Below are 22,533 nucleotides of genomic sequence, written 5' to 3'. Positions count from 1 at the left end.
TTAACAATACTTATTTCATTATACGTAAAGCCCCTGTTAATTACAATAAATTTGTCAAAAAACGCCGAAATAGAAACACCAGCGCAAGCGCTGGTGTTTTTGTCGAGAACTTATAATTGCTGGTTCGTTATTTCTTTGGTTTTGCAAAAATCATCCGTCCAGCTGCTGTTTGCAGAATACTGGTAACAATAACCGTGGTGGTGGTTCCGATATATTTTTTGCCATTTTCAACAACAATCATGGTTCCATCATCCAGATAGGCAACGGCCTGGCCGTTTTCTTTTCCGCCTTTTACCAGCAGAACTTTCATTTCTTCACCCGGCAGAACAATTGGTTTCACGGCGTTGGCCAACTCGTTAATATTGAGCACGTCCACCCCTTGAACCGTGGCAACCTTGTTAAGATTATAATCGTTGGTTAAAATCTTACCTTTGGTTGATTTTCCCAGTTTTACCAATTTTGAATCCACCTCATGGGTATCTTCAAAATCTTCTTCCGTAATTTGCACTTCAATGTCCAGATCAGTCTGAATTTTATTTAAAATATCCAAACCACGACGACCCCGATTCCGCTTTAATTCATCGGCTGAGTCCGAAATCAACTGGAGTTCATTCAGCACAAATACCGGAATCACTAAGGGACCTTCAATAAAACCTGTTTTACAGATATCAAAAATCCGTCCATCAATGATCACGCTGGTATCGAGTAGCTTGGGAATGGCCGCGCCCTTCTTTTTGGTGGGTCGCTTTTGACCAACTGGCACATTGCCATCCTTTTCCCGCTTAACACTCTGAAGCGACTGGAGAATGTCTTCCCGTTTTTTAATCGGTAAGGAAAAACCAATATAGCCTAATACTATATAAATCGTGATGGTTAAAAGTCCACCGATCCAGGGAATCGGAATCTGCGAAAATGCAAAGCTGATTAGCATCGCAATCACCAGGCCAATCACCAAGCCACCGATGCCCAGGCCAATGTCAATGAGCCGGACATTTTCCATGCTGGTCTCAACAACTTTTGAGAGTTTTTTTACGCCCTTGAGCATCAGCGGGAATAGAATGAAAAATATAAGTCCAAATAGAACAATCAGAGCTGCATAAAGGGCAACTTCCAATTCCGGAGTCAGGTTAATTCTTAGCGTTTTTAAAATCCATGTATTGGTTACCAATACATTGGCTGAAGCCATCCCAACCAGAACTCCAACAATTCCGAACGACACGCGAAGTATCTTTTGTATCATTATCTTCACCTCCTTTCATAATATTACCATGTAATTATAGCACTTGATTCTTAAGATTAAACTATTAAATACAACAAAAGGCGTGAAATTCACGCCTCACTGTGTACCGAACTATTGATCAAATCTAATATTTCTTGTTTGTCCTTATCTTGAATTAAAACCATTTCACTGACGATGAAATTTCGGGCATTATTCAACATTTTCTTTTCTCCGGTTGAGAGACCTTTTAAGCGATCCAATAAGATAAGGTTTTTAACAACCTTGGCTACTTCAAAAATATCGCCGGTTTTTAATCGTTCCAGGTGTTCCCGATAGCGCCTATTCCAGTTTTTTTCCATCTCGTCCATTGGTAATTTCAGTGTTTCGATCATCTCATCAATTACTGGCTGGGTCACAATGGTTCTTACCCCAATATCATCAACTTTATCAACGGGAATTAAAATTTGCAAACCCTCGGATACAATCTGCATGATGTAGTAAGGTTTTATTTCTTCAAATATTTCTCGTTCTTCGATTGCTTCAATGATACCTGCTCCGTGCATCGGATAAACAATTTTATCCCCAATTTTATACATTTCAACCACTCCTATCATCGATTCTCTTCCCATTATAACATATAAAAAAAGAATAAGCCTTTTATTTTATAAAAAACTTATCCCGCTGTCAATATTTATTTAGATAATCATGGTCAAACTGATCCGTTTTCGTTTCAAATCCACAGCCAATACCCTAACGGTTACCACATCCCCCAGAGAGACCGCCTCTGACGGGTGTTTGATATAACGATCGGTGATTTGTGAGATATGCACAAGCCCATCCTGATGGACACCAATATCCACAAAAGCGCCAAAATCGATGACATTTCGGACGGTGCCAATCAGCTCCATCCCCACTTCCAGATCACTCATCGAGAGCACATCAGAGCGCAGATGCGGCTTGGGGGCATTCTCCCGGGGATCACGGCCCGGTTTTTGTAGTTCTTTGACAATATCATAAAGGGTTGGAATTCCGATTTCCAGCTGCGTCGCCATTTCTCCATAGTTCATGTCGTTAAACAAGTCCTGCTGTTCGCGGTTTCCCAATTGTTCCTTTTTGATGTTTTTAAGTTTTAAGAGCTTTTCCACACTTTTGTAAGCCTCCGGGTGAACCCCGGTATTATCCAGGATGTTATCGCCGTCATCAATCCGTAAAAAACCGGCACATTGCTCATAGGCTTTGGCGCCCAAACCTTTGACCTTCATGAGTTCTTTTCTGCTCTTAATCGCGCCTACACTGTTGCGGTAATCTAAAATATTGTTGGCAATGGTTTTGTTTACCCCGGCTACGTATTTAAGTAGCGCTACCGAAGCCCGATTAACATTGACGCCGACGTTATTAACCGCATCCTCAACGGTTGCTTCGAGCACCCGTTCCAGTTCTTTCTGATTGACATCATGCTGATACTGACCGACCCCAATGTGTTTGGGATCAATTTTTACCAATTCGGACAGGGGATCCTGAAGCCGCCCGCCAATAGAAATGGCACCGCGAATCGAAACATTGATATCCGGGTATTCTTCGGTCCCCAATTCAGATGCCGAATAAACCGAAGCGCCAGCCTCATTCACGACAATATATTGCACTGGTACCGTGGTTTTTTTAATCGTTTCAGCCACAAACTGTTCCGACTCCCGAGAAGCGGTGCCGTTGCCGATGGCAATGATATCGACCTGATGGCGTTCAATCAGTTGGAGGAATTCTTTTTCCGCTTTCTCCGCCTGACCCTTGCCAAAGGTTGGATAGATGGTGGTATAATCAAGCACCTTTCCGACCTTGTCCAGGATAGCAATCTTGCATCCGGTTCGAAATGCCGGGTCAAAGCCCATCGTAACCTTTTCTTTAAACGGCGGCTGCAACAACAGTTTTTTTAGATTAAGAGCAAACATCTTAATTGCTCCTTCTTCAGCCCGCTCTTTTAAGGCAGTCCGGATTTCCCGCTCAATGGCCGGTGCAATCAGCCGGGTATAACTGTCCCCAAGAGCTCTTAATAAATAGCTGGAGGGCTCGGCTTTTACCAGCTCTTTTTCTAGGTAAGCTTCAATTTCTTCGGTAGGTGCTAATAATTTAACCGACAGGGCCTTTTTCTTCTCGCCCCGGTTAAGTGCCAAAATCCGGTGGTCCTTGATGGCCTTAATGGTTTCGGTGTGATCAAAGTACATTTCCAATTCCGGGTTTTCCTCTTCTTTACCCTTGACCACCGTGGACTTAATCTGCCCTTTATCGTAGGTACATTTCCGGATCACCCCCCGATAGGTGCCATTGTCCGAAATGATCTCGGCAATAATATCCATCGCCAATTGCAGGGCTTCCTGGGCGGTATTGATTTCTTTTTCGGCGTCGATATAATTAAGGGCTGCTTCACCAAGCTCGACTTCGGTTAGTTTTTGTGCAAGGATTTGCAATGCCAATGGTTCTAACCCCTTTTCCCGGGCCACCGATGCCCGGGTTTTCTTTTTTTGTTTATAGGGTAAGTAGAGATCTTCCACTTCCTGAAGGGTTTGGCTTTTTAAAATGGCGCTTTTAAGTTCTGGGGTCAGTTTTCCCTGTTCCTCAATGTTACCAGTAACCTCTTCTTTCCGTTTCTCCAGTTTTCGTAAATATGTTAAACGCACATCCAGATCCCGCAGCAGGGCATCACTTAAGTTCCCGGTAACCTCTTTTCGATAACGGGCGATAAAGGGAATGGTATTCCCCCCATCGATTAGATTGATGGTATCTTCCACCTGCTCAGGGCGTATTGAAAATTCTTTTGCAAGTTGCTTGATTATCTGTTCCACAAACTTCTCCATTTCTTACACTTTTAAATTAATCGCTTTGGTTTTTATTTTCCAAAGATTAGTTTAACATTTTTTTGATATAATCACAAACATTCCCGCAAAACCACTATTATGCTTAAGGCCGACGCCTCAAACGATTGTAATAAGATGTGGTTCGTGGTAGAATATTTTTTACTAAAATAAAAAGGAGCGTCACTTTAATGGCTATAAAATTTATTGTGGATTCCATGTGTGATACCAACAGCGATACCCTAAATCGCTATGATTTTGATATATTACCCTTTCCGGTAACCCTTGACGATAAAACTTATTTTGATGGCATCAATATCACCCCCGAGATGGTGGTCGATTTTGTCAGCAATAACAGCAAACTCTTTCCCAAAACAGCCCAGATCCAACCTCTGGATATTACCAACACCATTGAAAAACATCTTAAAAACGGTGATGATGTCATTTATCTGGTGCTATCTTCAAAGCTTTCGGGAACCTACCAGACCGCCCGACTGCTGGCTCAGGATTTACTGGAAAAGTACCCGGATCGAAAAGTATCGATCGTCGATTCCCTTTCTGCCACCACTGGTTCGGCCTTGATTCTTTATCAGGGTCTGAAACTCAACAAGCTTAACCGTCCTTATGAAGAAATCGTTGAGACGATGACTTTTCTAGCCCATCACGCCCAGATCTTTTTTCTGGTGGGAGACATCAAATGGCTGGCCCAGGGCGGCCGGATCAGCCGTAATGCGGCGATGCTTGGGGATATGCTAAAAATCGTCCCGATTTTATACTTTAAAGATGGTGAGATTCTGGTTTATGAAAAAATTCGCGGTCAGAAAAAAGCCTTAAAGACGCTCTTTGCTATTATTGAAGAAAAAATGACAAACCGGGAACAGGTCCTCGGGATGATCCAGAGCACCGCCCCGGATCTTCAGGACAAGGCCAAAAAATATTTTGAAAAAGAACTGGGGATTAAAAACTTCTTACTACCTGAAAAAGCCGGTTCAACCTTAACGGTTCATATTGGCACCCATTGTCTGGGAATCATGTTTTTTGATGAACTGCCGGAAAACTATGTCAATGTGATCCCATGAAATCCCGTTATTTTGAATTTGCACTATAAATAAAGCGCCTTGCCGAATACGTATTCGGCAAGGCGCTTTATTTTAAGATTAATAAAATTCTACCCTCTTGGTGGCAGGCTTGAGGCCACCAGTTGCACCAGTCGGCTCAGCGGCATGGTTTGCAGCCAGACCTTTCCCGGTCCTTTTAAGGTCGCCAGGAATAATCCTTCTCCGCTTAAAAAGATATTCTTCATGCCTTTTACAGCCTGGATATCAAAGCTTACCGATTCTTCAAACATACCAATATGACCCTGATCGATTTTCATCACTTCGCCGGGAGCCAGATCATACTCAATCATCGCCCCATCCATCTCCACAAAGGCCGTTCCCGGCCCTGAAAGTTTTTGCAGGATAAAGCCTTCGCCACCAAAAAAACCAACCCCGATATTCTTTTTAAAGTACAAATCAACATCCAGGGTTGATTCGCCAGCCAGAAAACTGCTTTTTTGGCAGATAATGGATTGCCCTTTTTGTAGAGTCAAGGCTTTGATCTCACCCGGATAGCTGGAACAAAAAGAAATTTGACAATTATTCTGTTCCGCCGTATAGGTGGTCATAAACAGCGAATCGCCGGCCAGCGTTCGGCGCAGCCCCTTCATTAAGCCACCTTTGGTGTTGGTTTCCATGCGGATGTTTTCAGTCATCCAGGACATCCCCCCGGATTCGGTAAACATCGATTCGCCACTGTTTAAACTTACTGTTACCACCGGGAGATTACCTCCCTTGATTTCATACTTCATTTTCTTCCTCCTGATTTTATGATTATGCAAAAAAATCGCCAATTAGTGGATAGTTATCCCAAAATTGACGATTTATTTTTTTTTTGACTATTTTTTTAATTTGATCAGGTTGATCAGTCCGCCAGCCAGTAGCATTTCTTTTTGCCGCTGCGAAACTTCCAGAAGCATCACATAGGTTAACCCTTTGGTTTTATTCACCAGCTTGGCCCTGCCCGATTTAACCGCATCCAGGGCATTTTCAATGATCAGTTCATCATTTAAGGCAATGGTATCATAATCGGCTTCATTTTCAAATACCAGTGGCAGAATGCCATTATTGATCAAATTGTTTTTATGAATCCGGGCAAAGGATTTAACCGCAACCCCTTTAATGCCCAGATAAACCGGCGCCAGCGCCGCATGCTCCCGGCTGGAACCCTGACCATAGTTGGAGCCGCCGACAATAAAGCCGCCGCCGTTATCCAGTGCCCGCTTGGGAAACTCGGCATCACAGGGGGCCAGACAGTAGTTTGACAGGTAGGGAATATTAGAACGGTAGGGCAACAGTTTTGCATTAGAAGGCATGATATGATCGGTGGTGATATTATCTTCGACCACAATCAGCGCTTTGCCGGCGACCATGTTTTCAAGCGGTTTGGTGGCCGGAAACGGTTTGATGTTTGGTCCTTTGATAACTTCCACTTCGGTACCTTCCGGGGCTGGTGCCATCACCATGGTATCGTTTTGTAAAAAACTGTCCGGCATCGCAATTTGCGGCAGACTGATTTTGCCTAAGGGATTGGTAAGAACCCCTTCCAGGGCGGATATCGCCGCTGCTTCCGGGCTTAACAGATAGACATCGGCAGAGGGGGTTCCTGATCGACCAAAGAAGTTCCGGTTAAAGGTTCGCAACGAAACCGCATCGGTAGAAGGCGCCTGCCCCATCCCAATACAGGGGCCGCAACCGCATTCCAGCACCCGGGCACCAGCGTTTAATAGATCGGCCAGAGCGCCATTTTCAGCCAGCATCGTTAAAACCTGCTTTGATCCCGGGGCAATCACCAGGGAGACATTTTCAGCCACGGTTTTACCTTTAACAATGGCGGCAACCTTCATCAGATCAAGCCAAGATGAATTGGTACAGCTGCCAATCGCGACCTGATTGACCACCAGGCCTTCGATCTCGGAGATTTTTACGACCTTATCAGGACTATGGGGACAGGCGGTTAAGGGTTCTAACACATCCATATCAACCTTGACTACTTCATCATAAACGGCATCAGCATCAGCGGACAGTGCTATATAATCCCCGCCGCGGCCCTGGGCTTCCAAAAATAACCTGGTCATTTCATCCGATGGGAAAATTGAGGTAGTTGCTCCCAACTCGGCACCCATGTTCGTAATGGTAGCCCGTTCCGGAACTGTCAGCGTTTTGACCCCTTCGCCAGTGTATTCAAAGACCTTGTTAACGCCACCTTTTACAGTACATTGACGCAGCACTTCCAGAATGACATCCTTAGAGGATACCCCGGTACGCAGCTTGCCGGTTAATAAAACCTTAACGACTTTAGGCATGGTGATATAGTAAGGGTCTCCGGCCATCGCCACGGCCACGTCCAAACCACCGGCGCCAATGGCCAGCATGCCGATACCACCGCCAGTGGGGGTATGGCTGTCTGATCCCAGCAGGGTGTCGCCTGGCACGCCAAAGCGCTCAATCTGAACCTGGTGACAAATGCCATTACCTGGTTTTGAATAGTATATACCGTGTTTTTTAGCGACACTTTGGATATAGCGGTGATCGTCCATGTTTTCCGGGCCTTCCTGGAGCATGTTGTGATCAATATAGGCCAGCGATTTTTTTGTTTTAACCCGCGGTACCTCCATCGCTTCAAACTGCAAATAGGCCATCGTTCCGGTGGAGTCCTGGGTCAGAGTCTGATCGATCCGAATCCCAATTTCCTCGCCTTTTACCATTTCTCCCACGACCAGGTGTGCCGCAATAATTTTCTCTGTTAATGTTTTTCCCATTTAATATTTCCTTTCCGAACTGCAATTTTTCTAATTCTCTCGGTGTGATTTTATTATCCTTATAAATCATGATTGGTTTATTATACCATTTTTTTTTCGAATTTTCCATTTTTTTACTTTTGCAGTTTCCCTTCAATTTGAATTTAAACTATGTTATACTGTGGTTCAATCAACACCATTACTATAAGTGGATTTGGAGGGGATCATGACTTTTCTTAAGTGCTTCAGCCGCTTTTTATATGTTCAGGGCAGAAAAAACAACATCATTAATCTTTCCGCTCAGATGTCCTACCGGACCCTGGCCGCCTTTATTCCTTTTTTGATGCTTTTATCTAGTTTCATCAACTGGTTTTCTGCAAGTGTGAACGAAACTTTTATTTTTGTGCTTTCAAAAATATTGCCCCAATCGATTATGGATTATGTTAATCTGGCGATGGAAAACGCCAATACCATTTCTTTTTCATGGGGAACCAACCTAATCCTGGGCTTTTTTATCTTGTATGTCTCTGTTTCCGCCATGCACTCGCTCATCTCCTCTTTAAACCGAATCTTCGGACAGGAAGAAAACCGGGGTATCGTTGCGCTCTGGATTCAAGCAGTTCTTTATTTATTCTTATTTCTACTGATTATCTTTTTGACGGTTTTTTTCTATCTTTTCGGAGAGAAACTGCTAGCCCTTATTTTTAGCACCTTAAATTTATCTGAGTTTTTTGCTGTCTTCATCATTCTTTTTACGCTGATTTATATGATCATCGTACCAACGTTTATTTTTACCCTAATTTATATGTATGCGCCCAAGAACCATCTTGGTTTTTTTGAAGCACTCCCGGGCGGCGCTTTTGTTAGTATCAGCTGGTTTGTGATCATTTTTTTATATACTCTGTTCGCCAGCTCACCCCTTGATGTTAATGCCTTCTTCTTTAATCTTCAAGGTCCCTTTTCATTGTTTTTTATGGTCTATCTGATCTGTTTTACCCTTAGCCTGGGTGGCGTCGTTAATCTTTACGGAGCTGAACAATCATCACTGAGACAGGCATCCCTGGAGGTTAAAAATGATTAAACAACTATTTGATCTAAAAATTGTCAAGCTGCTTTTCTTTCTGATGGAAGATTTTGAGGAAACCGATTTTTCAGGGATCTGCACCCAGATGTCATTTTACCTGCTACTGGCATTTTTTCCCTTGCTGCTCTTTTTGATTTCATTTATCGGGAGTTTTATCAAACCCTTTGAAAGTTATCTTTACGAAATTTTAGAAGCCTTTTTACCCAATCTTTCTTATGACTACGTGACGAGCTTGTTAGACAGCATCATCAGTCAAGTTTCCGGTTCTCATTACAGCCTGATTCTGGTCGCTTTTTTCTTTTCATCCCTGGCGGCCCGGGCCATCATGGTTGGTATCAATCAGACCTATGGCCGGAAAGAAACCCGGACGCTAAAGGTAATCTGGCTCTATTCATTTCTGTTTACCATTTTGTTTACTGTGGCCATTTTACTGATTGCTTTTGCTTATCTTTTTAGTGCTGATGTGGGTGCTGTTATTTTTGAGAAAATCGGGCTATATACATATTATTATCCCGTCCTGAGCTTTTTTGCTGTTGTTTTTTCATGGATTGTATCAACCTTTATTTTTAATATGATCTACGTCATGGCACCAGCGCAGCACCTAAAATTTAAAAGCGGTCTTCCCGGTGCCCTATTTGCAACCCTGGGACTTAATATTGCTTTTCGCATTTTCACCTTGTTTATCAATCATTCGACCAAATACAGCACGCTCTATGGCAGTCTGGGGGGACTTTTTGCCCTGATGGTAGCAATTTACTTTATTTGTGTGATTCTGAATCTGGGCGGAAAGATCAACCTGTACTGGTCTTTATATCAGGACAAAGCGTTCTTTATTTAAGCGCCCGGTGTTGCACTTTAAGTGAAATTGTTAAAAAGATTTTACTTTGCTCAAAAAGATGCGCTATCAATATTAAGGGATTGTGATAAAATGTTAGATGCAAAGGCGACTTGATTCCAACCAAAACTGAAAGGATACGTATACTATCATGAATAAAATCGATGACCATGCAGATTTAGCCAGTAACAGGCGTTTTCTCAGTTACCACTATTTTGGTGCCCACCTTAATGAAAAAGGGACCACTTTTCGGGTCTGGGCCCCCAATGCCCAAAGTGTTTCCGTTGTCGGCGATTTCAATGGCTGGAACATTCAAGCTCACCCCATGAAACTCGTTTCCGGCACCCATGGTGTCTGGGAACGCTTTATCCCGGAACTGTTCCAAGGCCAGCTTTACAAGTATGCCGTTCGCCAACAGGATGGCGAATTGGCGTATAAGGCTGATCCTTACGGTTTTTACAGTGAGGTTAAGCCTCAAACCGCCTCCATTATCTGGGAACTCGATGGTTATGACTGGCAGGATGAAAGCTGGTGCAAAAAAAGAAACGACACCAATTGGCTAAAAATGCCGATTAATATTTATGAAGCCCATCTGGGTAGTTGGAAGCGCAATGAAAAGGGCGAGTATCTGAACTACCATGAACTGGCTGATCAACTCGTTCCTTATCTGACGGAGATGCATTACACCCACCTTGAACTGATGCCAATTATGGAACATCCCTTTGACGGTTCCTGGGGATATCAGCTCACCGGATATTACGCTGCCACCAGCCGCTACGGCGATCCCCAGGGGCTGATGTATCTGATCGATTGCTGCCACCAGGCCGGTATCGGTGTGATTCTGGATTGGGTACCTGGTCACTTCTGTAAAGACGATCCGGGCCTACGGCATTTTGACGGCACCAGCCAATACGAGTTTTCAGAACACCAGCAATGGGGGACAATGGTCTTTGATTACGGCAAACCCGAAGTCCTTGATTTTTTGATTTCCAATGCCCACTTCTGGTTTAACCGCTACCATATCGATGGCCTGCGCATCGATGGGGTGGCCAGCATGATTGAACTTAACCATGGTTTAGACGGTGAACCCTTTCGAAATATTGAGGGCGGTACCGATCGACTCGAAGCACTGTCATTCCTGCGGGAACTGAACACCATTATTTTTAGAGATTTTCCCTTTGCGATCATGTCAGCAGAAGACTCCACCTCCTACCCGATGGTCACCTGGCCGGTGGATAAGGGCGGTCTTGGCTTTAATCTGAAATGGGACATGGGCTGGATGCACGATACCCTGGATTATATGAAAACCGATCCGATGTTTCGAAACCGCTTCCACAATCTCTTAACCTTTTCGATGGCCTATGCCTTTAATGAAAATTTCATCCTGCCCCTGTCTCATGACGAAGTGGTTCACAGCAAACGAACCATCCTCGACAAGATGTTTGGCGATTACAATCTAAAATTTGACCAGTTTCGCATCCTTTTCGGATATTTGATGACTCACCCGGGAAAGAAACTGTCCTTTATGGGCAACGAATTTGCCCCCTTCCTAGAATGGCGGGTAGATGAATCGCTGGAATGGTTTTTGCTTGATTACCAAAAGCATCGCGAGATTCACACCTATATTAAAGACCTGAATAAGTTTTATTTAAAAGAAAAAGCGCTCTGGGTCGATGACCATAGCTGGGGCGGTTTTGAATGGCTGGAACCAAACAACAGCAAACAGAGTATTCTCATTTTTAAACGCCTGGGTACCGAACAAAAGGATACCCTGATTACCATCATCAACTTTTGTCCGCTTACCTATAACGATTATCAGATTGGCGTCCCTGCCCCCGGCAATTACCGTCTGGCCTTTAATTCAGATGCCCCTCTTTATGGCGGTAGCGATTTTAAAATGAAAAAGACCATGAAGGCTCAAAAAATCCCCCTCCATGGCCAGGACTATTCGGTTTCTCTCAATATTCCGCCCTCGTCGGTCATTGTCTTAAAAGGCGTTGTTCCCCGGACAAGTACCAAAGTAGAGGCAACTAAGAAACCTAAAAAATAAAACCTGCACTGCTAAATAACCATAAAAATGCTTTATAAAACTAGCTTTGTTGAAAGGAACTATGATGAATTCTTCAGAACGAGAAAAATTAAAAGCCACCTATAAGGCCACCTTTACCAAAAAAATTGAAGAGGTCTCCGGAAACTGCCTGGCGGATGCCTCACTGCTTAAGCAATACCAGGCCCTGGCCGAAATGGTAATGGAAAGCATCACCTCCCAATGGGCAAAAACCAACACGCTCTATAACAAAAACGAATCGAAACAGGTCTACTTTTTTTCCATTGAATTCCTAATCGGACGCCTGATGAAGTCCTACCTCAGCAATCTGGGGGTTGAAGATCTGGTTCAGGAATGTTCGGCCGAAATGGGGCTGGATTATGAGGCCATTCTCGCCCAGGAATCCGACCCGGGTTTGGGCAATGGCGGCCTGGGTCGGTTAATGGCCTGCTATCTGGATTCCTCTTCGGCGATGGGAATGCCTGCCCATGGTAACGGCATCCGTTATAAATATGGCCTGTTTGAACAACGGATTATCAATGGCGAACAAATTGAAGTCGCGGATAACTGGCTTAAAAATGGCTATCCCTTTGAAATCCGTAATCCCGATAAGTCAGTCATTATCAAATACTACGGTCAGATTCATTCTGAGAACATCAATGGCAATCTGACCTTTGTTCACGAGAATTATGAAGCTATTATGGCCGTTCCCTACGATATTCCGATCAAGGGGTATCACAACGAAACCGTTAATTCCTTGCGCCTTTGGAGTGCCGAGCCGCTGGAAGCCTTTGATCTGCCCTCGTTTAATCAGGGCCATTTCTTAAATGCGGTAAGGCATAAATCCGAAGCCGAAGCGATTAGCCAGATCCTCTATCCCAATGACAATGGTTTTGACGGCAAACTTTTGCGTCTCAAACAGGAGTACTTTTTTGTCTGTGCCGGCATTAAGCGGATCATTGTGGATTACAAACGATCCAACAATAACTCCATGGACGGTTTCAGCGATAAAATTTGTATTCATATTAATGACACCCATCCTGCCCTATGCGGCCCTGAACTGATGCGGGTGCTGATGGATGAAGAAGGTTTGGGTTGGGAGGAATCCTGGAAAATTACCGTTGCCGCGCTAAGCTTTACCAACCACACGGTGCTACCAGAAGCTCTGGAAAAGTGGCCGGTCGATATGATGAAGGATTTGCTGCCCCGGATTTATATGATCATCGAAGAAGTCAACCGCCGTTTTCTACTGGATCTGGATAACGAATTTCCTCATGATCTGGACCGCAACCACAGCCTTTCGATTATCAAAGACAACTACGTCCATATGGCCAGCCTGGCGATTATATCGAGTCATTCCATCAATGGCGTGGCAACCCTCCACAGCAAAATCCTCCGGGAAGAAACCTTTAATGGTTTTTACCAGGTCTTCCCCAAGCGATTTTATTCGGTAACCAATGGGGTTTCACCACGCCGTTTTCTGATGAACAGCAATCCCGAGCTGAAAGAACTGATTAATGAGTCGATCGGACCGGATTGGGATCACAACCTGTTTGATCTTAAAAAACTGCTCAATTTCATCAATGATCCGGTTTTTTATCAAAAGTTTGACGCGGTCAAACGATCCAATAAGGTTCGACTCGCCAATTATATGGCCCACCATAACAATGTGAAGGTTGATCCCGACTCGATCTTTGACATCCAGGTCAAGCGAATCCATGAATATAAGCGACAATTACTAAACGCTCTCCATGTCCTTTATCTGTATAATCGGCTTAAAGAAAACCCCAATCTGGAAATGGCGCCTCGTACCTTTATCTTTGCCGGCAAAGCAGCACCCGGGTATTACTATGCCAAAGAGGTTATTAAGCTGATCACCGCCATTGCTGAGCTGGTTAACAATGATCCGTCCCTCCATGACAAACTAAAGGTCGTTTTTCTGGCCAATTTCAATGTTTCACTGGCCGAGATTATCTATCCGGCGGCCAATATCTCAGAACAGATTTCAACCGCCGGAAAAGAAGCTTCGGGAACCGGAAACATGAAATTTATGATGAACGGGGCCATTACCCTGGGCACTATGGACGGCGCCAATATCGAAATTCTGGACGCCGTTGGTCCCAGTAATATTGTCACCTTTGGTCTGTCTGCTGACGAGGTCCATCACTATCAGAAATATGGCGGCTATCGATCGGTCGATATTTTTGAGCAGGACCCCCGAATACAACAGGTCCTTCACCAACTGATTGATGGAACCCTCGGACATGGCCTCAGCTTCCAGGCCATCTATGATTCCCTGCTTTTGTATAATGATGGCTATTTTGTCTTAAAAGATTTTAATGCCTATACCGATGCCCAAAATCAGGTGGATCATCTCTTTCGCAATCCGACCGTTTGGACCAAAATGTCGATCAGCAACGTAGCAAATTCCGGTATTTTCTCAAGTGATCGTTCGATTGCCGACTATCAACGGGAAATCTGGAAAATCATTTAAGGAGGTATCACTTTGAATACTGAATGTGTCGCAATGCTCCTGGCGGGAGGTCAGGGGAGTCGTTTGGGCTCCCTGACCTTTAATAACGCCAAACCGGCGGTTTTATTTGGGGGAAAATATCGGATCATTGATTTTCCGCTTAGCAATTGTATGAACTCGGATATTGATGTGGTGGGCGTACTGACCCAATACCGCCCCTATATCCTGAATAATTATATTGGTGATGGATCGGCCTGGGCGCTGGATCAGGTCCAGGGCGGTGTCCATATCCTGCCCCCCTATATGGGCCAAAAAGGGGGCCGCTGGTACTCGGGAACTGCCGATGCCATTTATCAGAACTTGGACTTCATTGACCGTTTTGATCCCGAATATGTGCTGATTCTTTCGGGGGATCACATTTATAAGATGGATTATTCGCAAATGTTGGCCTTTCACAAAGAAAAAGAGGCTGATCTGACCATTGCGGTGATGGATGTCCCTTGGGAAGATGCTCATCGGTTTGGAATCGTTAACACTGATGAAGAGCACTCGATCAAAGAATTCCAGGAAAAACCCGAACATCCCAAAAGTAACAAGGCGTCGATGGGTATTTATATTTTTACCTGGAAAGAACTCAAAAAAGCCCTGCTAGACGATGCCGGAAACCGGGAATCTGAACATGACTTTGGACATAATGTGATTCCCGAGCTTCATGAAAGCGGCAAACGAATTTTTGCCTATCCTTTCTCCGGCTACTGGCGCGATGTGGGTACGGTTCAAAGTTACTATGATGCCAATATGGATCTTTTGGACACCAGTTGTGATTTTGACCTCAGTGATCGAAACTTTCGCATCTTTTCGAACAATACCAGCCGTCATCCGCAATTCATCGGCCCCCAGGCCCGGATCATCAACAGTCTGATCTGTGATGGATGCATTATCTTTGGTCGCGTCGAAAATTCCATTTTGTCTCATGATGTAGTGATTCATAAAAAAACCAGCTTGAAAAATGTGATTGTGCACACCGGAGCGATCATTGAAGATGGGGCCATTTTAGAAAATTGTGTCGTTGGAGCCCGAGCCAGAATTAAAGGCGATGCCCGCTATATTACCGACCCCGACGATACAACTCCTGAAATACATGTCATCAATAACTAAAAAGGAGTAAGGAAAAATGAAAAATGCTGTTGGACTTATCTTAAATGTGGATGGTGAGGATGATTCCTTAAAAGATTTTCTTTCCCATCGTAGCCTGAGCACCCTGCCTTTCGGCGGACGTTATCGTCTTATCGACTTTACCCTCTCCAATATGGTTAATTCCGGTTTATCTCAAATTGGTGTCATCGGTTCCCATAAATACAGTTCCCTGGTGGATCATCTGGGAACCGGCAAGGAGTGGTCCCTAAGTCGAAAAACGCAGGATCTTTCGATTCTCTCAGGCTCTAATAATTACCATATCGGGCGTCTGATCAAGGTTAATCTGCGTAATCTTCAGAATAACCGGGGCTTTTTGGACGCCACCACTGCTGAACATGTGTTGATTGCGTCTCCTAACCTGGTTACCACCTTTGATTTTAAAAATGCTTATGATCTGCATTTAAAAAATGACAGTGATATTACCTTGATCTTTAAAAAAGATGATCCCCTGTACCATCTCAGGGACAATGATCTTTTCCTGGAGTTTACCAAAAATCGGGTCAGCGGTCTCCACTACAAAAGAGAACATACCACTGGGCATTTTTTTGCTGAAATGTTTTTTGTTAAAAAATCCATTCTGGAGGAATTGCTGGATCTTAGTGAGCGGACCGGAGACTTTGACTTAATGGATATCATCAAATACAACATCGACACCCTCCGGGTCTTCGGTGCCCAGCATTGCGGTTATATCAAACGGGTAAACTGCCTGGAAAACTATATGAAAACCAGTATGGATTTATTGGAATATGACGTTATGCAAGAACTCTTTATGGGTAAAAATTCCATTCATACTAAAATAAAAGACAACCACCCAACCCTTTATAACGATCCCGCCGAGGTGTACAATTCCATTGTCGGTAGCGGCTGCACCATTGACGGAACCATTAATCACAGCATTATTTTTCGAGATACCCAAATGAATGTTGGCTCACACATCCAAAACAGTATCATTATGCAGCGGTGTGAAATTGGGAGAAATGTTAATCTAAACTATGTGGTCATGGATAAGGATACTAAAATCAGTGACCATACCACCTTAGTGGGTAAACCCCACGCTCCCATTGTTTTAAAGAAAGGCACGGTAATTTAAATGTTGAATGTCCTATTTGTTGCTTCAGAAGCTTACCCTTTTTCAAAAAGTGGTGGCTTGGGAGACGTCCTTGGCGCCCTGCCAAAATCATTTCCCGAAGATGTCGATGCCCGGGTTATCCTTCCCTTATACAGCACCATCCCAGAAGAATTACGCCTACAAATAAAACCCCTCAAACACTTTCAGATATGGATGTCGGATACCCTGCATTATTGCGGCCTGTTGACCTGTGAATACGAAGGTGTCACTTTTTATTTTATTGATAATGAAGCTTTTTTTAAGCGCCCCTCACTTTATGGCTATTTCGATGACGGCGAACGGTTTTGCTTTTTTTGCCGGGCCGTATTGGATTCTCTACCATTACTGGATTTTTCTCCGGACATTATTCACTGCAACGACTGGCAGACGGCCGCTGTTCCCTATCTGATCAAGCATCAATATCGCCGGGCTTTTCCTGACACCAAGGTGGTTTTTACCATTCATAATATCCGCTATCAGGGGGTTTATGGTTTTCACGATATCAGCCCCTACCTCCATCTGGGCTTCTTACCCTCAGACTTGGAGTATTACGGAAAGATTAATCTGATGAAAGGCGCTCTTTATACGGCTGATCTAATCACCACGGTCAGTCCAACCTACGCAAATGAACTAACCGACCCCTACTATGGCGAAGGCCTGGACGGGGTAATCCGCCATCTCAGTCACCAGGTAGTGGGGATTCTCAATGGCATCGATGAGTCCATTTATAATTCAGAGACTGACCCCGCCTTATTTGTTCCCTTTGACAGTCCCGAAAAAAAGAAGGCCGACAATAAAAAAGCCTTACAGGAATATCTCGATCTGCCGGTCCGGGAGGATGTCCCGATGGTATCGATGATTACCCGGTTAGTTGAACAAAAGGGTCTGGATCTGGTGTCCAACGTGATCCATGAGATTTTACAGCAGAATCTGCAGCTTGTTATTCTGGGGACCGGTGATGCTGTTTATGAAAATCTTTTCCGGAGCATTGCCTACAACTATCCGGATAAGATGGTGGCCATCATCGATTTTGATGAAGCGCTCTCAAGAAAAATTTATGCGGCCAGTGATTATTTCCTGATGCCTTCTAAATTTGAGCCCTGTGGCCTTTCTCAGATGATTGCCATGCGTTACGGCGCGGTCCCCATTGTTCGGGAAACCGGCGGCCTAAAAGACACCATCACTTATTTTAACCCCAAAACCAAAAATGGCAATGGCTTAAGTTTTGCAACTTACAATGCCCACGATATGCTTTTTACCATCCAGCATGCCGTAGCCCTCTACCACGATGCGCCGGCATCTTTTAAAATGCTGGTAAGAAATGCTTACAACAGCCATTTTGACTGGAAGCAATCCGCTGGTACGTACCTTTCATATTATAATAAATTGATGGAGTGATAAGATTATGAAATTTCGTCATCATTCATGGGAGCTGGCCTATCGCAAGCCCTTTGGGGCATTACCAATTGGCAGTGCCGTCACCTTGCGCGTTTATGCCACTGAAATTGACAAATTAAAGTTGCGGACTTATTTTAATAACCAGGAAACTTCGCATCCCATGATCAAATCCCGGCAAACTGATTATTGGGAAGTGACCCTGGAGATGCCCGTCATTCCTGGACTCCTCTGGTATGATTTTAGTTTCTGCTCCCGGGGCCGCGCCTATGCCTATGGCACCCGGCATGATCATTTGGGCGGCGAAGGCCGAATTTATGAAACAAAACCGCCCTCCTACCAAATTACAATTTATGATCCCAAACGGCAGTCACCGGCCTGGTACTCCCAGGGAATTATGTACCAGATTTTTCCCGACCGGTTTAATCGGGGTGCGGACTTTGATCTTGCCAATTTTCATAAAAATGCCATCCTCCATCCCAACTGGAATGATAACCCCCACTATTTCCGTGAGAAGGATGGTGGCATCAAATACTGGGATTTTTTTGGCGGCACCCTGGCAGGCATCACCGAAAAGCTCGACTACCTGAAGAGTTTAAACGTCACCATTCTTTATCTGAACCCTATTTTTAAGGCACGAAGCAACCACCGCTATGACACTGGCGATTATATGACCATCGACCCGGCCCTGGGCACCCAGGAAAGTTTTGAAACCCTGGCTTCAGAGTGCCAAAAACGAGGGATTTCGATTATACTTGATGGGGTTTTTAGCCATACCGGTGACGATAGCCTTTACTTTAATCGTTATGGAAATTATCCGGAGGTTGGTGCCTATCAATCGAAAGATTCTAAATACTATCCCTGGTACACCTTCACCGACTATCCCAAAACCTATACCTGTTGGTGGGGGGTTGACGCCATGCCGAACACGAATGAAATGCATCCTAATTTTCAGGCCTTTATTTATAAAAGCAAGGATAGTGTCATTCGTCACTGGATGAAATCCGGGGCTTCCGGCTGGCGGCTGGATGTCGCTGATGAACTGCCAGACCCTTTTATTATGGGTCTTAAGGAGACGATGATCGAAGAAAACCCGGACAGTATCTTAATCGGCGAAGTCTGGGAAGATGCCTCCCGTAAAGTAGCCTATGAGGAACTGCGCAGCTATTTTTCCGGTTATGAACTGGATGCCGTGATGAACTACCCGTTCCGGGAAACCTTTATCGATTTTGTTCTTAGCGATAAAAGCTCCGGGCTGGCCGCCCGGATTATGATGTCACTTTACGAGCACTATCCCAAAGACCAATTTATGGGAAACATGAACCTGATTGGCAGCCATGATCGGCGGCGGATTCTTAACGTCCTGGGGGAAGCCTATAAACATCAGGGAAAGAATAGCCAAAAAAACTATCGCCTGGATGACAGCCACTACGCACTCGCTGTAAAACGATTAAAACTGCTCAGCCTGATTCAGTTTACCTTCCCAGGTGTCCCCTGCTTATACTATGGCGATGAGGCTGGGGTCCAGGGTTTTGAAGATCCCTACAACCGACGTACCTATCCCTGGGGCAATGAGGATCAGGATCTCCTTTCGTGGTACCGCCAGATCACAAAACTCCGGGCTGATTATGCGGTTTTTCAGAACGGCTCCTGGCAACCCTACGAAGCCAGTGACGATCTTTTCGTGTTTGAAAGACGGAATGAAGACACACTCTGTTTTTGCCTGTTTAACCGAAATGCCCGAGCGGTTCACCTGTTTAAACATCCGGATTTTAGCGGATGCAAGGGTTTTGATTTAATCTCAGAGGAAGCGATCTCACTAAACCCCATTGTTCTTCCACCGCTTTCTTACGCCATTGTGATGATCACTCCTGACACCTGTCAAACTGTTTAGACGCTCTATCTCAAAGGATTGCGGTTATCCGCAATCTTTTTTGTTTTATCTTGGAAATATGGGGTAAAAAAGTTGTGACCACTACTTTAATTTATTTTCTGATTCTTTAAAACAAGTTTGTTGAAAGGAAGCCTCATGAAACCATCACAACGCCTACAAGAAATTGAAGATTTCAAATCTTCATATATAAAAAAAATCCAGGAAGTTTCTGGTGAATATCTTGCTGAGTCATCGGTGCTCGATCAGTACCAGGCTCTCGCTGAAATCGTTATGGATAAAACAGCTTCCCAATGGGCTAAAACAAGATCTCAATACGACGAGGTTCCCCACAAGCGAGTCTACCTGTTCTCGATCGAATTTTTAATTGGTCGGCTGTTAAAATCCTATGTCAATAGTCTGGGGATGGAGGAAACCGTCAGAATTGCCATGGCTGAGTTAGGTTTGAATTATCAGACTATTCTCAGTCAGGAAGCTGATCCCGGCCTGGGCAATGGCGGTTTGGGACGGCTAATGGCCTGTTTTTTAGAGTCTTCTGCCACCCTGGGACTGCCCTTTCATGGCAATGGCATCCATTATAAGCATGGTCTTTTTGAGCAGAAAATTATTAACGGCGAACAGGTTGAAGTCGCCGACAACTGGTTGCGCCATGGCTATCCCTTTGAAATTAAAAAACCCCACGAATCGGTTGTCGTTAAGTTTTACGGTCATCTTCGTTCTGAGCGAATAGATGGTGTACTGACCTTTGTTCTTGAGGATTATGAACCGATTTTAGCGGTGCCCTATGATATTCCCGTAAAAGGCTATCACAACAATACCGTGAATTCACTAAGGCTATGGAGCGCCGAACCCGTCGAAGAATTTGATTTGCCCAGCTTCAATGAGGGCCAGTTTCTCGACGCCGTTCGACATAAATCCGAGGCCGAGGCGATTACCCAGATTTTATATCCCAATGATAGTCAATTCGATGGCAAGCAACTGCGCCTGAAACAGGAATATTTTTTTGTCTGTGCCGGTTTAAAACGAATGATTACCCGCTTCAAGCGCTATAATAACGATTGTCTGGATGAATTTGCCGACAAGATATGTATCCATATCAACGATACCCATCCCGCCCTGTGTGGCCCTGAGATGATGCGTATTTTTATGGATGAAGAAGGTTTAAGCTGGGGCGATGCCTGGAAAATCACCGTTAACTCCCTGACTTTTACCAACCATACGGTTCTTCCGGAAGCGCTGGAAAAATGGCCGGCGGATATGATGAAGTTTCTGTTGCCGCGAATCTACATGATTATCGAAGAAATCAACCGACAATTTCAGGAAGACTTGCGATTAGAACCGGGACTCAATGAACTGCAAATAAATGCCTTATCAATCATTCAGGATAACCAAGTTAACATGGCTAATCTGGCCATTATCTGTAGCCACTCGGTTAATGGCGTGGCCGAGCTCCATAGCAAAATTTTAAAAGAAGAAACCTTCAATGGCTATTATCAATTATTCCCAGAACGTTTCCATTCCGTCACAAATGGGGTCACTCCCCGGCGCTTTCTGATTAATAACAACACCGGTTTAAGAGACTTAATCACTGAATCCATTGGCACGGATTGGATCAACAACCTTTTTGCTCTTGAGAAGCTAATGAATTATCAGAATGATCCGCCGTTTATCGATCAGTTTAATCAAATCAAATTGGATAATAAAATCAATTTGTCAAATTATATTAAGGAGCATAATCATATCACGATCAACCCGGATTCCATTTTCGACATTCAAGTTAAGCGAATCCACGAATACAAACGGCAGCTCCTGAATGCCTTGCAGATTCTCCACTTATACAATTACTTAAAAGCAAACCCCCATATTGATATTGTTCCGCGAACCTTTATCTTTGCCGGTAAAGCGGCTCCGGGATACTATTTTGCCAAAGAAGTTATTAAGCTGATTAATTATATTGCCGATCTCATCAATAAAGATAACGGTATCCGTGATCAGATCAAAGTGGTCTTTCTGGCCAACTTTAACGTAACCCTGGGTGAGATTATCTATCCTGCTGCCAATATTTCCGAGCAGATCTCAACCGCCGGCAAAGAAGCTTCTGGTACTGGTAATATGAAGTTTATGATGAATGGTGCCATTACCTTGGGAACCATGGACGGCGCCAACATTGAAATCCATGAAGCCGTCGGCAAGCACAATATTATTACCTTTGGACTCTCCGCTGACGAGGTCACGCATTACCAAAAATATGGTGGTTACAGTTCTGTTCAGATTCATGAAAACGATCCTCGCATACAAAAAATAATGCGTCAGCTCATCGATGGCACCTTTGGCCATTTAGACAATTTTCAAAGTATCTATGACGCGCTGCTTTTGTATAACGATACCTACTTCGTCTTAAAAGACTTTGACGCGTATACAAAAGCACAAGACCGTATCAATGAACTATTTAAAGACCAAAACAAATGGTTTGAAATGTCCCTTAGCAACGTGGCCTACTCCGGTCTATTTTCCAGCGATCGTGCGATTCTGGACTATCAGAAAAATATTTGGAAGACACTGTAGATAACACACCCTCCTTTTAATGAAAGCCCGGTCCG

Annotated in this window: 15 protein-coding genes; 10 read left to right on the top strand and 5 right to left on the bottom strand. The window is 44.2% G+C overall.

Translation table 11 applies throughout. The features are described from left to right. Positions 1-127 precede the first annotated feature (127 nt). The 3 genes from ACIZ62_RS01985 to ACIZ62_RS01975 all read right to left on the bottom strand — a co-directional run bounded on the left by ACIZ62_RS01985 (position 128) and on the right by ACIZ62_RS01975 (position 4,056). Complete coding sequence (locus ACIZ62_RS01985; protein WP_111888206.1) at positions 128-1,240, bottom strand: PIN/TRAM domain-containing protein; 1,113 nt, start codon at positions 1,238-1,240, stop codon at positions 128-130. A gap of 89 nt (positions 1,241-1,329) precedes the next feature. Beyond that, complete coding sequence (locus tag ACIZ62_RS01980) at positions 1,330-1,815, bottom strand: CarD family transcriptional regulator (RefSeq protein WP_111888207.1); 486 nt, start codon at positions 1,813-1,815, stop codon at positions 1,330-1,332. A 99-nt stretch (positions 1,816-1,914) separates the two neighbouring features. Next, positions 1,915-4,056: a Tex family protein gene (locus ACIZ62_RS01975; RefSeq protein WP_414151127.1), complete on the bottom strand. Its 2,142-nt coding sequence runs from the start codon at positions 4,054-4,056 to the stop codon at positions 1,915-1,917. 200 nt (positions 4,057-4,256) lie between these two features. On the opposite strand from ACIZ62_RS01975, the gene ACIZ62_RS01970 reads away from it, so the two are divergent. Beyond that, a complete protein-coding gene (locus ACIZ62_RS01970; protein ID WP_111888219.1) occupies positions 4,257-5,144 on the top strand; it encodes a DegV family protein in 888 nt (295 codons plus the stop codon). 89 nt (positions 5,145-5,233) lie between these two features. Here ACIZ62_RS01970 and ACIZ62_RS01965 read toward each other — a convergent pair whose 3' ends face one another. Then, on the bottom strand, positions 5,234-5,914 hold the full coding sequence (locus ACIZ62_RS01965) for a TIGR00266 family protein (protein ID WP_111888220.1): 681 nt from the start codon (positions 5,912-5,914) through the stop codon (positions 5,234-5,236). Between the two features lie 87 nt (positions 5,915-6,001). Continuing rightward, positions 6,002-7,924: an aconitate hydratase gene (locus ACIZ62_RS01960; RefSeq protein WP_414151126.1), complete on the bottom strand. Its 1,923-nt coding sequence runs from the start codon at positions 7,922-7,924 to the stop codon at positions 6,002-6,004. Between the two features lie 205 nt (positions 7,925-8,129). On the opposite strand from ACIZ62_RS01960, the gene ACIZ62_RS01955 reads away from it, so the two are divergent. The 9 genes from ACIZ62_RS01955 (at position 8,130) to ACIZ62_RS01915 (ending at position 22,498) form a co-directional block, all read left to right on the top strand. Further along, positions 8,130-8,984, top strand: a complete 855-nt coding sequence (locus ACIZ62_RS01955; RefSeq protein WP_111888222.1) for a YihY/virulence factor BrkB family protein — start codon at positions 8,130-8,132, stop codon at positions 8,982-8,984. Continuing rightward, positions 8,977-9,825 (top strand): YihY/virulence factor BrkB family protein, encoded by an 849-nt coding sequence (locus tag ACIZ62_RS01950; protein ID WP_111888223.1) that lies wholly within the window; start codon positions 8,977-8,979, stop codon positions 9,823-9,825. Before ACIZ62_RS01955 ends, ACIZ62_RS01950 begins: the two co-directional genes overlap by 8 nt. A 148-nt stretch (positions 9,826-9,973) precedes the next feature. Continuing rightward, positions 9,974-11,872 (top strand): 1,4-alpha-glucan branching protein GlgB, encoded by a 1,899-nt coding sequence (gene glgB / locus ACIZ62_RS01945; protein ID WP_322519644.1) that lies wholly within the window; start codon positions 9,974-9,976, stop codon positions 11,870-11,872. A gap of 64 nt (positions 11,873-11,936) precedes the next feature. Continuing rightward, positions 11,937-14,363 (top strand): glycogen/starch/alpha-glucan phosphorylase, encoded by a 2,427-nt coding sequence (locus ACIZ62_RS01940; protein ID WP_414151125.1) that lies wholly within the window; start codon positions 11,937-11,939, stop codon positions 14,361-14,363. Between the two features lie 12 nt (positions 14,364-14,375). Beyond that, positions 14,376-15,500: a glucose-1-phosphate adenylyltransferase gene (locus ACIZ62_RS01935; protein WP_322519646.1), complete on the top strand. Its 1,125-nt coding sequence runs from the start codon at positions 14,376-14,378 to the stop codon at positions 15,498-15,500. Positions 15,501-15,516: 16 nt separating this feature from the next. Beyond that, on the top strand, positions 15,517-16,629 hold the full coding sequence (gene glgD, locus ACIZ62_RS01930) for a glucose-1-phosphate adenylyltransferase subunit GlgD (RefSeq protein WP_111888226.1): 1,113 nt from the start codon (positions 15,517-15,519) through the stop codon (positions 16,627-16,629). A 3-nt stretch (positions 16,630-16,632) separates the two neighbouring features. Next, the gene (gene glgA, locus ACIZ62_RS01925) at positions 16,633-18,045 is read left to right on the top strand and encodes a glycogen synthase GlgA (RefSeq protein WP_414151831.1); all 1,413 of its coding nucleotides are present in this window, start codon (positions 16,633-16,635) and stop codon (positions 18,043-18,045) included. 7 nt (positions 18,046-18,052) lie between these two features. Further along, a complete protein-coding gene (locus ACIZ62_RS01920) occupies positions 18,053-19,936 on the top strand; it encodes a glycoside hydrolase family 13 protein (RefSeq protein ID WP_414151124.1) in 1,884 nt (627 codons plus the stop codon). A 135-nt stretch (positions 19,937-20,071) separates the two neighbouring features. After that, positions 20,072-22,498, top strand: coding sequence for a glycogen/starch/alpha-glucan phosphorylase (locus tag ACIZ62_RS01915; RefSeq protein WP_414151123.1), 2,427 nt, complete (start codon positions 20,072-20,074; stop codon positions 22,496-22,498). The last annotated feature ends 35 nt before the right edge of the window (positions 22,499-22,533 follow it).

The sequence above is a fragment of the Acetobacterium carbinolicum genome (genome assembly GCF_047456275.1).
GTDB lineage: Bacteria > Bacillota > Clostridia > Eubacteriales > Eubacteriaceae > Acetobacterium > Acetobacterium carbinolicum.
This window is presented reverse-complemented; position numbering and strand designations above follow the sequence as displayed.

Bases quoted from the DNA above. Each gene is read 5' to 3' on its own strand.
- ACIZ62_RS01920 (WP_414151124.1), top strand. From the start codon at position 18,053: ATGAAATTTCGTCATCATTCATGGGAGCTGGCCTATCGCAAGCCCTTT.
- ACIZ62_RS01985 (WP_111888206.1), bottom strand. From the start codon at position 1,240: ATGATACAAAAGATACTTCGCGTGTCGTTCGGAATTGTTGGAGTTCTG.
- ACIZ62_RS01950 (WP_111888223.1), top strand. From the start codon at position 8,977: ATGATTAAACAACTATTTGATCTAAAAATTGTCAAGCTGCTTTTCTTT.
- ACIZ62_RS01940 (WP_414151125.1), top strand. From the start codon at position 11,937: ATGAATTCTTCAGAACGAGAAAAATTAAAAGCCACCTATAAGGCCACC.
- ACIZ62_RS01915 (WP_414151123.1), top strand. From the start codon at position 20,072: ATGAAACCATCACAACGCCTACAAGAAATTGAAGATTTCAAATCTTCA.
- ACIZ62_RS01955 (WP_111888222.1), top strand. From the start codon at position 8,130: ATGACTTTTCTTAAGTGCTTCAGCCGCTTTTTATATGTTCAGGGCAGA.
- ACIZ62_RS01965 (WP_111888220.1), bottom strand. From the start codon at position 5,914: ATGAAGTATGAAATCAAGGGAGGTAATCTCCCGGTGGTAACAGTAAGT.
- ACIZ62_RS01980 (WP_111888207.1), bottom strand. From the start codon at position 1,815: ATGTATAAAATTGGGGATAAAATTGTTTATCCGATGCACGGAGCAGGT.
- glgB (WP_322519644.1), top strand. From the start codon at position 9,974: ATGAATAAAATCGATGACCATGCAGATTTAGCCAGTAACAGGCGTTTT.
- ACIZ62_RS01960 (WP_414151126.1), bottom strand. From the start codon at position 7,924: ATGGGAAAAACATTAACAGAGAAAATTATTGCGGCACACCTGGTCGTG.
- glgD (WP_111888226.1), top strand. From the start codon at position 15,517: ATGAAAAATGCTGTTGGACTTATCTTAAATGTGGATGGTGAGGATGAT.
- ACIZ62_RS01970 (WP_111888219.1), top strand. From the start codon at position 4,257: ATGGCTATAAAATTTATTGTGGATTCCATGTGTGATACCAACAGCGAT.